At 45.7% G+C, this 12,811-nt stretch carries 10 protein-coding genes and 1 pseudogene; 8 read left to right on the top strand and 3 right to left on the bottom strand.

Translation table 11 applies throughout. The features are described 5' to 3' along the window. Positions 1-47: 47 nt before the first annotated feature. The 4 genes and pseudogenes from NSU05_RS18860 to NSU05_RS18845 form a co-directional block, all read left to right on the top strand. Positions 48-256, top strand: a pseudogene (locus tag NSU05_RS18860) (YitT family protein); the annotation flags it as partial. Positions 257-385: 129 nt separating this feature from the next. Then, entirely contained in the window at positions 386-1,888 is a 1,503-nt protein-coding gene (gene cls, locus NSU05_RS18855; protein WP_038429785.1) for a cardiolipin synthase, read from the top strand. 88 nt (positions 1,889-1,976) lie between these two features. Next, a complete protein-coding gene (locus NSU05_RS18850) occupies positions 1,977-3,704 on the top strand; it encodes an ABC transporter ATP-binding protein (RefSeq protein ID WP_032727056.1) in 1,728 nt (575 codons plus the stop codon). A 9-nt stretch (positions 3,705-3,713) separates the two neighbouring features. Then, the gene (locus NSU05_RS18845) at positions 3,714-4,238 is read left to right on the top strand and encodes a dihydrofolate reductase family protein (protein ID WP_038429784.1); all 525 of its coding nucleotides are present in this window, start codon (positions 3,714-3,716) and stop codon (positions 4,236-4,238) included. A gap of 41 nt (positions 4,239-4,279) precedes the next feature. Here the strand turns inward: NSU05_RS18845 and NSU05_RS18840 are convergent, their stop codons facing one another. The 3 genes from NSU05_RS18840 to cls (NSU05_RS18830) form a co-directional block, all read right to left on the bottom strand. Beyond that, positions 4,280-4,552, bottom strand: coding sequence for a hypothetical protein (locus tag NSU05_RS18840; protein WP_003227597.1), 273 nt, complete (start codon positions 4,550-4,552; stop codon positions 4,280-4,282). 80 nt (positions 4,553-4,632) lie between these two features. After that, positions 4,633-5,595, bottom strand: coding sequence for a UV DNA damage repair endonuclease UvsE (gene uvsE, locus NSU05_RS18835; RefSeq protein WP_038429783.1), 963 nt, complete (start codon positions 5,593-5,595; stop codon positions 4,633-4,635). A gap of 12 nt (positions 5,596-5,607) precedes the next feature. Continuing rightward, positions 5,608-6,804 carry a cardiolipin synthase gene (cls, locus tag NSU05_RS18830; protein WP_003227602.1) on the bottom strand — a complete coding sequence of 399 codons (1,197 nt, stop codon included), beginning with the start codon at positions 6,802-6,804 and terminating at the stop codon, positions 5,608-5,610. 154 nt (positions 6,805-6,958) lie between these two features. On the opposite strand from cls (NSU05_RS18830), the gene NSU05_RS18825 reads away from it, so the two are divergent. The 4 genes from NSU05_RS18825 to pyrG all read left to right on the top strand — a co-directional run bounded on the left by NSU05_RS18825 (position 6,959) and on the right by pyrG (position 12,765). Next, the gene (locus tag NSU05_RS18825) at positions 6,959-9,076 is read left to right on the top strand and encodes a heterodisulfide reductase-related iron-sulfur binding cluster (protein WP_046381393.1); all 2,118 of its coding nucleotides are present in this window, start codon (positions 6,959-6,961) and stop codon (positions 9,074-9,076) included. Continuing rightward, positions 9,073-10,212 carry an acyl-CoA dehydrogenase AcdA gene (gene acdA / locus NSU05_RS18820; RefSeq protein ID WP_046160953.1) on the top strand — a complete coding sequence of 380 codons (1,140 nt, stop codon included), beginning with the start codon at positions 9,073-9,075 and terminating at the stop codon, positions 10,210-10,212. The genes NSU05_RS18825 and acdA overlap by 4 nt, the downstream gene beginning before the upstream one ends. A gap of 182 nt (positions 10,213-10,394) precedes the next feature. Further along, positions 10,395-10,916: a DNA-directed RNA polymerase subunit delta gene (gene rpoE / locus NSU05_RS18815; protein WP_003227609.1), complete on the top strand. Its 522-nt coding sequence runs from the start codon at positions 10,395-10,397 to the stop codon at positions 10,914-10,916. A gap of 241 nt (positions 10,917-11,157) precedes the next feature. Beyond that, positions 11,158-12,765 (top strand): CTP synthase (glutamine hydrolyzing), encoded by a 1,608-nt coding sequence (gene pyrG / locus NSU05_RS18810; RefSeq protein WP_003227612.1) that lies wholly within the window; start codon positions 11,158-11,160, stop codon positions 12,763-12,765. The last annotated feature ends 46 nt before the right edge of the window (positions 12,766-12,811 follow it).

The following is a 12,811-nucleotide window of genomic DNA, read 5'->3' as shown; positions in this document are numbered from 1 at the left end:
CCGGCGGAACAGCAGATTATGACTCAGCCTGACTAACTCCTTATATCTTTCTGATCAATATCCCGTTTTATATATTTTCTCTCATCAGAGTGGGCATCAAATTCACTCTATCCACCGTATTTGCAGTCACAGCGCCGCCTCTTTTTCGGCGCTTGCCGGAGTGCTGAGCGGGTTCGGCCTGCCGCTCATGTTGTATCATCAGGCTTCACTCGACGTTGCCAATAGTCTTGCTTTATTTCTGCAGAAACGATGCGGATGAATTCCTTGACAGTTAGTTTTCTCTAACCTCTCCTCCTTTGGCGGAGAGGTTTTTTACTTACAAGGTTTATCGGTTAGAAAAAAGAGGTAATACAGAGGTAATTGAATCAGATTGGAGAGAATCAGGATGCTGAAAAGGAGACTGGAATTTTTCTTTTTATATATGATGCTCATCGGGGCATATGTCATTTGGTTTTTTCCGGTTTCCAGGCTTGAGTTTTACGGAGGATTGCTTTGCTATATAAGCATTATTTTGTTCAGCATCTATTCATTAATTCTTGAAAACCGCACCTCGCAGCACACGCTGCTATGGATCCATATTCTTGTCTTTTTTCCAATCGTCGGCTACGTGTTTTATCTGTTTTCGGGACAGCTTTATGTAAAGGGAAAGCTGTTTAAGACAAAACGAATGTACAACAGGGAAAAGCTCAGGAAGCTGTTTGACAAGGAGGAAACGCCCGAAGTGACAGGGCTGAAGGACAATCAAGAGAGGTTCTTTACATATTCCATCAGGGCTGCCCATATGAATATCAATACGAAAAGCAACATCAAAGTGCTGAAAAACGGCGAAGAAACCTTCCCGGACATTTTCAAAGCAATGAGAAAAGCGGAATCTTACATACATATTGAATACTACATGTTTAAATCAGACATGCTCGGACGCGGCATGATGGATATTATGATGGAGAAAGCGCGCCAGGGTGTCGAGGTGAGGTTTTTATACGATGCGGCAGGAAGCATGAAGCTGGCAAGAAGAGATATTATGAGAATGAAACAAGCGGGGGTGGACATCGTCCCGTTTTCTCCGCTGAAATACGGGTTTTTCAACCAGAAGCTGAATTTCAGAAATCACCGGAAAATCGTGATCATCGATGGGAAAACCGGTTTTGTGGGTGGATTAAATGTCGGGAAGGAATATATCAGCAGAGATCCGTACATCGGATTTTGGAGAGATACACACCTGCGGCTTGAGGGGGAAATTGTGCAAACGCTCCACGCTATCTTTATGCTGGATTGGGAATATGTCTCCAATGAAGTGCTAATTGATCAAGAGGAGTACAATACCCCGGTTTCCGTGGAAGGAGGAGGCATTTATCAAATTGTCGCGACAGGCCCTGACATGAAAGAAAGCATGAGCGACCTTTATTATGAAATGATTTCTTCAGCGCAGAAATCAATATGGATCGCCACGCCCTATTTTGTCCCCAATGAATCCATTCGCACGGCGCTAAAAGCAGCGGCGACAAAGGGGGTAGAGGTAAGGGTTATGGTGCCGGAGAAGAACGACAGCTTTTTGACCCAATACGCGTCGAGGTCCTATTTCCCGGAGCTGCTTCTTGAGGGCATTGAAGTGTACTCCTACCAAAAAGGCTTCATGCATCAAAAAGTCATGATCATTGATGGCGATCTCGCCTCCGTCGGTACCGCGAATATGGACATGCGCAGCTTTCAGCTCAACTTTGAAGTGAATGTGTTCTTCACGGATGCCGAAGCGATCCGAACCCTTGAGGCCCATTTTGAAGAGGATATGCAGGAAAGTGAAAAGCTCAGCCCTGTCGGCTTTTATAAAAGAGGCGTGGCTGACCGGACAAAAGAGTCGTTTGCCCGCCTGTTTTCAGGTGTTCTGTAAGAAAAAAGAAATCTGATCTTTCAAAACAGCCCGTGTATAGTATAATTGAGAAATATTATCAGTTATTTATACATTGGGGGAAGATAGGGTGCTGCGGCAATTTTTTTCATATTATAAACCATATAAAACGTTGTTCTTTCTCGACTTTTTCTCAGCGATCGCGGGAGGTTTAATGGAGCTGAGTTTTCCTTTGATTGTCAATTATTTTATTGATACCTTGCTGCCGGGCAGGGACTGGGGACTGATCATCGCGACCTCAATCGGGTTATTTGCGGTGTACGCGCTCAGCTCGGCTCTTCAGTATATCGTGACCTACTGGGGACACATGCTTGGTATCAATATTGAGACTGATATGAGAAAGTCGCTTTTTGACCATTTGCAAAAGCTCTCGTTCAAATTTTACGACAACAACAAGACGGGAACGCTGATGTCGAAGCTCACGAACGATTTAATGTATATCGGTGAAGTCGCCCATCACGGTCCGGAAGACTTATTCATTGCGGTCATGACCATTCTCGGGGCGTTCGGAGTGATGCTGTTTATTAACTGGCAGCTTGCTTTATTAACGTTTATCATTATGCCGATCGTCATTTGGCTAGCGCTTTATTTCAACAAAAAAATGACCAAAGCATTTACCACGCTGAACAAGGATATCGGAGACTTCAGCGCGCGTGTAGAAAATAACATCGGCGGCATCCGGCTTGTGCAGGCGTTCGGAAATGAAGCGTTTGAAAAAGAACGTTTCGCCGTCAATAACCAGCGTTTTCGTGTCACAAAGCTTTCTTCCTACAAAATCATGGCGAAAAACGGTTCAATCAGCTATATGCTGACCCGGTTTGTCACGCTGTTTGTCCTTTTGTGCGGGACGTGGTTTGTCATTCGCGGCTCCTTATCGTACGGGGAATTTGTGGCGTTTGTGCTCCTGACAAATGTGCTGTTCAGGCCTATTGACAAAATTAATGCCATTATCGAAATGTATCCGAGGGGGATCGCGGGTTTCAAAAGCTATATGGAGCTCATGGAGACAGAGCCGGACATTCAGGATTCACCTGATGCGAGAGATGTTTCCGGCCTGAAGGGCAATATCCGCTATAAACATGTTTCGTTTGGCTATGATGGCCATCACAATGTCCTCAATGACATCAACCTATCCATTCAAGCGGGGGAAACGGTGGCGTTCGTCGGTCCGTCAGGTGCAGGGAAATCAACGCTTTGCAGTCTGCTTCCGCGTTTTTATGAAGCATCGGAGGGCGACATTACGATTGACGGCATCAGTATAAAAGACATGACGCTTTCTTCGTTGCGCGGGCAGATTGGCGTCGTGCAGCAGGACGTTTTCTTATTCTCGGGCACGCTTAGAGAAAATATCGCCTACGGCCGATTAGGCGCATCTGAAGAAGACATTTGGCAAGCTGTGAAGCAGGCGCATCTGGAAGAGCTCGTCCATAACATGCCCGATGGGTTGGATACTATGATTGGCGAACGCGGCGTGAAGCTTTCCGGCGGGCAAAAACAGCGTCTGTCAATTGCAAGGATGTTCTTGAAAAATCCGTCGATCTTGATTCTCGACGAAGCCACCTCAGCTCTTGATACAGAGACGGAAGCGGCGATCCAAAAGGCGCTTCAAGAGTTGTCTGAGGGGCGCACGACGCTTGTCATCGCCCACAGGCTGGCGACGATCAAAGACGCGGACAGAATTGTAGTCGTCACAAACAACGGTATTGAAGAACAAGGCCGTCATCAAGACCTGATCGAAGCCGGAGGCCTATACAGCAGGCTGCATCAAGCGCAATTCGGGCAAATGGTGCATCGATAGGAGGAGAACATGGAAAGAAAAACTGTGCTGTACATTGCTGTTTCATTGGACGGGATGATCGCAAAAGAAGATGGAAGCATCGATTGGCTGGATGAATTTGAAGGTGAAGGCGACAACGGCTACAGTGATTTTTATCAGACTGTTGATACAGTCATTCTAGGGCGGAGCACATATGAGCACGTTAAAGTGCTAACACCGGTTTTCCCGTATCAGGATAAAACCTGCTATGTTTTTACAGGATCGCCCGACAGTTATCAAGATGAACATGTGACGTTTATCAATGAGGGAGCCAGAGCCTTCACTGCCCGTTTGAAACAGGAAAAAGGCTCAAACATCTGGATAGCTGGCGGGGCAGAGCTTGTGAATGCCTTTATGAAAGAAGATGCCATCGACGAATTCATCATCACTGTTATTCCCGTCGTTTTAGGAAGCGGCATCCCGCTGTTTCACGAACTAACAAATGAAACAAAACTGCGGTTAAAAGGGACAAAACAATTTGGACAAGCGGTTCAGCTCCATTATGTAAGAGCATAAGAAAAAGGATAGACAGATGTCTATCCTTTTTTGTATGTAAGTTAGAGCGCTTCTCTCTCAGCAGGCTCGATGAGATTTTGGAATTTTTCAATGAGCTGTGATGCTTTTGTTCCTTCAACTACGATCAGATATTCCTTTTCATTATGAGCCATGCGGAATGTTTCAAGCTCAATTAAGCTTTTGATTTTGCACATCGTTTTCTTTGAATAAATATAAACCTCGTGGCTTCCGGAATGGCACATTTTATAAAGATGAATCAAATTTCTTAAAGTAAAGGCCTGTGCGGCTACTTTCAGAGACTTGATATTTTTCATGATCTTTCTCCTCCATCGATTGTTGTCTTATATAGCCTAAGTTCCCAAAGCTGACAAGTCGTAAACCTATTTTTGCACATTTATGACTTCCATTGCAGCGCACCGCCCCCGATGCGTTTGACACCGCGGATGGAGCTTAATTCATCCATCAAGCGGAGAAGCGCCTTGTCTTTCTGCTTTGCTTCAATCATGAAATCAATATTCGTTCCCCATTGCCTAAAGCGTTCCAACAGCGGCAGCAAAAAGTTGGCGTCAACATAATCGGCATGGCTGCGTATCGCTTGCTCCGATTTTGGGGAAGACAAGTGAACCTTTGGCTGAAGGCCGATCCGCTCCCACGTTTTGATCATGCGGGGCAGTGCTACATTCAGGTCGGCGTGATCGTCTGGATTGGCGTAAAAATGATGAAAGTCAAAGACAAACGGAACATCCTCCTGCTCACAGACCTGAAGCGTTTCTTCCGTTGTATATGTTTTATCATCATTTTCAAGTGTCATCCGCTCTTTGATCTCCTGCGGCAGCCGTTTTATATTTTGATGAAATTGTGCAGTGGCGGTGTCTTTATTTCCGTAAGCGCCGCCAATATGAATGTTGATAACGGAGCGATCAGCAATGCCCATGGCCTCAAGCATGCGGTAGTGATACGCCATATCGGTTACCGCATTTTTTGTGAGGGATTCCTTCGGGCTCGTAAACAGAGTGAATTGATTTGGATGAAAGCTTGTTCGCAGTTGATGTGTTTTAACAAGCTCTCCAATCTCCCGAAACTCTTTTTGAAACGGTGTTACAAAATCCCACATCACGTCGGGATGCGTAGCCAGCGGCACAATCGAACTGGAAAAACGGTACAAAGGAATGCCGTGGCCGATGATATAGTGAAGGGTTCTCATCGTATTACGCAAATTGGCTTTTGTCACAGTCAGAAGCGCTTCTTTTCTTTCAGTCTTTGAAAGCTTTGAATAACGCGCGAATGTCAATGTTTTAGCGGGAGACGCATCCCAAAGGCTCATCGCATTTGAAACGAACCCGAATCTGAAAATCATAGGAACTCTCCTTTATAAGAAATAAGATAATGCCCTGCCGAGCCATTCCGCCGGGCGCTGCCTGAATGTGCGCTTGCTGAAATCCTCCATCGTCAGCAGCTCCGACTTTTTCATATCCTCCTCAATCGTGGCATAGACTTCACTTGTAAACGCTTCGTCATCAATTTCGACATTCACCTCTTCATTTAAAAACAGGCTTCGTTTATCGAAGTTGGCTGTTCCGATAATGCTGAGATGGTCGTCTATGATGAGGGCTTTTACATGATAAAACCCTTGATAATAACGATAAATAAGACAGCCGGCATCCAAGAGCTCCGAATAATACGTAAAAGCTGCTTCTCGTACCAGCGGATGGTCTGATTTCATCGGTACAATGATTCTCACGGATACGCCGTTTTTTCTTGCGTTAATAAGGGCCTCTTGAAGCGGTTTTGATGGAATGTAATAAGGCGTGCAAACCGTAAGGCGATTCTTCGCTTGGGCAATGTTGGCCAAGTATATGTTTTCAAGGGAATAACCGTCAGTCGCATATATCTTGTGAGAAATAGTCCCTTGCTGAAGCTTTGGCCAAACATCCGAACCCAGTTCGATTCCGGTATTACGTTTTAGATCAGAAGCAAAAAGCGTTTGAAGATCATGTACGCCTTCTCCGATCATGCGCAGATGATAATCCTCCCAATTGCCGAACTTCGCTTTCTTTCCAAGATATTCTTCGGCGATATTAAACCCGCCGATATAACCGATTTTTCCGTCTATCACCGTAATCTTCCGGTGATTCCGTTTTTGCATATGAAAAAAGAAAAAAGGAAAACGGGGACGATTCATCACATGGACATGGACGCCGGCATTTTTCATCGTCTGCAGCGCCGTTTTTTTAATTGCCCGGCAGCCCGCCCAATCCAGAAGCAAATAAACGGATACGCCAGCTTGGGCTTTTGTTTTCAGCAAGGTATACATATTGTGGCTGACCTCATCATTTTTCATAATAAAAAACATCATGTGAACAGAAGAGGCGGCCTGGCGAATATCATTCATCATCCGCTCAACGAGATCAGCGCCGCAGTGGATCAATTCGATGTCACTCTTCTTTTTTGAAAAAACAGGCTCGTACGCCTTTTTTCTGTATCCGGCACGGCCCATGAAGATATCAAGCAGAATCAAGGCAAAGAAAATAACGACAATGATCATAATCACGATAAATACCTTCATACCGGCACTCCTTTCCGTAGTAAAGGTAGTGTGCCCGAACAGCAGGAATTTAATTATTGACTGAACACTCATTCATTATTTATCATAAAGATAATCTTATACAGATTCGGGGGTAGGGGCTCGCGGTCTTTATCAGTAAAAAGGGGGAATTGGAATGAGCGGCTTTCTCATCGCAAATGCATTATTATTTCTGATTGTAACCGCTTACGCTGTCTATTTGTTTGTGTACTTGGTCAAAACGAGACTGGCCTACATCAAGCTCGGCCAGAAAGAACAATTTGATCAACGGTTCAAGGAACGGCTTCACGCCATATGGGTGAATGTATTCGGACAGAAAAAACTGCTCAAGGACAAGAAAAGCGGAATCATTCACGTCATGTTTTTCTACGGATTTATATTGGTTCAGTTCGGAGCAATTGACTTTATCATCAAAGGACTGGCTCCCGGCCGGAATCTGCCGCTTGGCCCGGTCTATCCCGCCTTCACCTTTTTTCAGGAAATTGTTACGTTTCTCATTTTAATTGCTGTTGGGTGGGCATTCTACAGACGTTATATCGAAAAGCTCGTGAGGCTGAAACGCGGTTTCAAAGCTGGACTCGTTCTTATTTTTATCGGAGGGTTAATGCTGACCGTTCTGCTTGGGAACGGGATGAATCTGATTTGGCATGAGCATGGGCTTTCTTGGAGCGAGCCAATTGCCTCAGGTATTGCGTTTATGCTTAGCGGTGTCGGGAAAACAGGCGCGGCGGTGATTTTCTATATCGCATGGTGGATCCATCTCCTATTCTTGCTTAGCTTTTTAGTGTACGTGCCTCAGTCAAAGCATGCCCATTTAATCGCCGGCCCGGCAAACGTCTTTTTCAATCGAATGGAATCTGCCGGAAAACTTGAAAAAATTGATTTTACCGACGAAACGAAAGAAAGCTACGGAGCGGGAAAAATTGAGGATTTCAGACAGTCTCAGCTGCTTGATCTGTACGCGTGTGTCGAGTGCGGCCGCTGTACAAATATGTGTCCTGCAACAGGCACCGGAAAAATGCTTTCTCCGATGGACTTGATTTTGCGTCTCAGAGACCATCTCACGGAAAAAGGCGCTGCCGTCACCTCGCGCTCCCCATGGGTGCCCGCAGCAGCGTTTCGGCATACGAGAGGCAATCAGCTGGCTGCGGCGTCAGCGGGCAACGGATCGCAGGAAGCCGCAGCGGCGCTTGATTACAATCCAAGCTTGATCGGCGACGTCATCACAGAGGAAGAAATTTGGGCATGCACCACTTGCCGGAACTGTGAGGATCAATGCCCGGTCATGAATGAGCACGTGGATAAAATCATCGACCTCCGCCGCTACCTCGTACTGACAGAAGGAAAAATGGACAGTGACGCCCAGCGCGCAATGACAAGTATTGAGCGGCAAGGGAATCCGTGGGGACTCAATCGCAAGGAACGTGAAAATTGGCGTGACGAGGCGCCGGATGCTGAGATTCCGACTGTAAAAGAAATGAAAAAAGAAGGAAAAGAATTTGAGTACCTTTTCTGGGTAGGCTCCATGGGGTCTTACGACAACAGAAGCCAGAAAATCGCAATTTCCTTTGCCAAGCTGCTCAATCACGCGGGCGTGTCCTTCGCGATCCTCGGCAATAAAGAAAAAAATTCAGGAGACACGCCGCGCCGCCTCGGAAATGAATTTTTGTTCCAAGAGCTGGCTGAGAAGAATATTTCTGAATTTGAAAAAAATGATGTCAAAAAAATCGTTACGATCGATCCCCATGCATACAATTTATTTAAAAACGAATATCCGGATTTCGGATTTGAAGGCGAGGTTTATCATCATACAGAAGTGCTGGCCGAGCTTGTGAAAAACGGAAAATTAAGACCGCAGCACCCGCTTCATGAGACGATTACCTTCCATGATTCGTGCTATTTGGGCCGGTACAATGAAGTCTATGATCCGCCGAGAGAGATTTTGAAAGCCATTCCGGGCGTGCAGCTTGTTGAAATGGAGAGAAGCCGGGAAACCGGCATGTGCTGCGGAGCCGGCGGGGGATTAATGTGGATGGAGGAAGAAACAGGCAACAGGATTAACGTCGCCAGGACAGAGCAAGCGCTCGCAGTCAACCCATCGGTGATCAGTTCTGGCTGTCCGTATTGTCTCACGATGCTTGGGGACGGCACAAAGGCGAAGGAAGCCGAAGACCAAGTCAAAACGTACGATGTCGTCGAGCTTCTGGCTCAATCCGTTTTAGGCGCTGATCTGAAAATGGGGGAGAAGCAATGAATTTTTCATTATCAGAAGAACATGAGATGATACGAAAATTGGTGCGCGATTTTGCGAAGCATGAGGTGGCCCCGACAGCGGCAGAACGGGACGAACAAGAACGCTTCGATCGCGAGTTGTTTCGGGAAATGGCAAATCTGGGGCTGACGGGAATTCCGTGGCCTGAAGATTACGGCGGAATCGGAAGTGACTATTTGGCCTACGTTATCGCGGTGGAGGAGCTGTCAAAAGTGTGCGCCTCCACCGGTGTGACGCTTTCCGCCCATATCTCTCTTTGCAGCTGGCCGCTGTTTGCCTTTGGGACAGAGGAACAGAAGACAGAGTACTTAACACAGCTGGCCCTCGGAGAGAAAATCGGCGCATTCGCTTTGACCGAAGCAGGGTCTGGCTCTGACGCCGGCAGCATGAAAACAACTGCTGAACGAATCGGCGATGACTATGTGTTAAATGGTTCCAAAGTGTTTATCACAAACGGCGGCGTTGCTGATATTTACATTGTTTTTGCCGTCACCGATCCCGAGAAAAAGAAAAAAGGCATTACCGCTTTTATAGTAGAAAAGGATTTTGAAGGATTTTTTACAGGCAAGAAAGAAAAGAAGCTGGGCATCCGTTCTTCACCGACAACGGAAATCATGTTCGAAGATTGTGTAGTGCCCGCATCAAAGCGTCTCGGAGAAGAAGGAGAAGGCTTCAAAATCGCGATGAAGACGCTTGACGGAGGCAGAAACGGCATAGCTGCACAAGCCGTAGGCATCGCCCAAGGAGCGCTTGATGCGGCGCTTCTATATGCAAAAGAGCGAAAGCAATTCGGAAAATCGATCGCCGAGCAGCAGGGCATCGCTTTTAAACTCGCGGATATGGCGACAATGATAGAAGCTTCAAGGCTATTGACCTATCAGGCTGCGTGGTTAGAATCATCGGGTCTTCCATATGGAAAAGCTTCCGCCATGTCCAAACTGATGGCTGGGGATACGGCGATGAAGGTAACGACCGAAGCAGTGCAGATTTTCGGCGGCTACGGCTATACAAAAGATTATCCGGTAGAACGCTATATGCGTGATGCAAAAATCACGCAAATCTATGAAGGCACTCAAGAAATTCAAAGACTGGTCATCTCCAGAATGCTCGCGGATTAACGGAAAACATCTCTCAGTCGGATCACTCTTGTAAAATTATTTAAATTAACGCTGTTAAGGGTAGCATATTCTGTTTTATTTTGTTTATAATGAGAGGTATGGTTTGTATAAGAACGATACAAAATCGCTTTCATTATTGATAAAACAGATACATATAAGTAATAGAAAGGGAGTGTCCGACCTTGGGTATCAAACAATATTCACAGGAAGAGCTAAAGGAAATGGCTTTAGTTGAAATCGCTCACGAATTATTTGAAGAACATAAAAAACCAGTTCCTTTTCAGGAGCTTTTAAATGAAATCGCATCTTTGCTCGGCGTGAAAAAAGAAGAGCTTGGAGACCGCATCGCTCAATTTTATACAGATTTAAACATTGACGGCCGCTTCCTGGCGCTTTCTGACCAGACGTGGGGGCTTCGCAGCTGGTATCCGTATGATCAGCTTGATGAAGAAACTCAGCCGACAGTCAAGGCGAAAAAGAAAAAAGCGAAGAAAGCAGTCGAAGAAGATCTTGATCTTGACGAGTTTGAAGAGATCGACGAAGACGACCTTGATTTGGATGAAGTTGAGGAAGAACTCGATCTTGAAGCCGACGATTTTGACGATGAAGATCTTGACGAAGACGACGACGATCTTGAGATCGAAGAAGATATTATTGATGAAGATGATGAAGACTATGATGATGAAGAAGAGGAAATTAAATAGTATCAGATTTCATCTTCAAAACGATCTTGACTTTCATAGTCGAACTATGTAGTATGTATTTTGGGCTCTTCAAAAACGAAGAGAGAACATAGTACGTTATGCTCCCTTTCAAGAAATTGAAAGGGAGCTTTCTTATTTTCACCCCTCATTTTTCTTATAAATCATTTAAAAGGCTAAATGATTTTTTATAAAATAGTACATTTTAAAAATGTAGCTAAGAGCGAAGAGAGGAGCAAACGAAATGACGAAATATATTTTTGTAACCGGGGGAGTTGTATCCTCACTTGGAAAGGGTATTGTAGCAGCTTCATTAGGGCGTTTGCTGAAAAACCGCGGACTGAACGTGACGATTCAAAAATTCGATCCATACATCAACGTTGACCCGGGAACAATGAGCCCGTACCAGCACGGTGAAGTATTCGTAACGGATGACGGCGCTGAAACAGACTTGGACCTTGGTCACTATGAGCGTTTTATCGACATTAACCTGAATAAATTCAGCAACGTGACAACAGGTAAAATCTATTCAACAGTTCTTAAAAAAGAACGCCGCGGAGATTACCTTGGAGGAACCGTACAGGTCATTCCGCACATCACAAACGAATTGAAAGACCGTGTTTACCGCGCAGGGAAAGAGACAAACGCAGATGTTGTCATTACAGAAATCGGCGGTACTGTCGGAGACATCGAATCACTGCCATTCCTTGAAGCGATCCGCCAAATGAAGAGCGACATCGGCCGTGAAAACGTAATGTACATCCACTGTACGCTCGTGCCTTACATTAAAGCTGCTGGCGAATTAAAAACAAAACCGACACAGCACAGCGTAAAAGAATTGCGCAGCTTGGGCATTCAGCCAAACATCATCGTCGTTCGTACAGAAATGCCGATTTCTCAAGATATGAAAGATAAAATCGCGCTTTTCTGCGACATCGATACAAAAGCGGTTATTGAATGTGAAGATGCGGACAACCTTTACTCCATTCCGCTGGAGCTTCAAAAACAAGGGCTTGATAAGCTTGTTTGCGAGCACATGAAATTGGCATGCAAAGAAGCGGAAATGTCCGAGTGGAAAGAGCTTGTTAACAAAGTCAGCAATCTGTCTCAAACGATTACAATCGGCCTTGTCGGCAAATACGTTGAGCTTCCTGACGCATACATTTCTGTTGTCGAGTCTCTCCGCCATGCGGGCTATGCGTTTGACACAGATGTAAAAGTGAAGTGGATCAACGCGGAAGAAGTGACAGAAAACAATATCGCAGAACTCACAAGCGGAACAGACGGCATCATTGTGCCGGGCGGATTCGGAGACCGCGGTGTTGAAGGAAAAATCGTCGCGACAAAATACGCGCGCGAAAACAACATTCCGTTCTTGGGCATTTGCTTGGGCATGCAGGTGGCGTCTATTGAATACGCACGAAACGTATTGGGCTTAAAAGGCGCTCACTCAGCGGAAATTGATCCGTCAACTCAATACCCGATCATTGATCTTCTTCCTGAACAAAAGGATGTTGAGGATCTTGGGGGAACGCTTCGTCTCGGCCTTTACCCTTGTAAGCTTGAAGAAGGCACGAAAGCCTTTGAAGTGTATCAGGATGAAGTGGTGTACGAGCGCCACCGCCACCGCTATGAGTTTAACAATGAATTCAGACAGCAAATGGAAGAGCAAGGCTTCGTATTCTCAGGCACAAGCCCTGATGGACGCCTTGTTGAAATCATCGAGCTGAAAGACCACCCTTGGTTCGTGGCTTCTCAGTTCCACCCAGAGTTCAAGTCAAGACCGACAAGACCTCAGCCTCTATTCAAAGGCTTTATCGGAGCGTCTGTCGAAGCTGCAAATCAGAAGTAATAAAAAAGACTTGCCGTTTGTCAAAAGCGGGCAAGTCTTTTTTATT

It is taken from the genome of Bacillus sp. EU52, assembly GCF_037964975.1.
In the GTDB taxonomy this organism is placed as follows: Bacteria; Bacillota; Bacilli; order Bacillales; family Bacillaceae; genus Bacillus; species Bacillus subtilis.
Note: the sequence above shows the minus strand (reverse complement) of the source record. Positions and strands in the feature narration are given on the sequence as shown.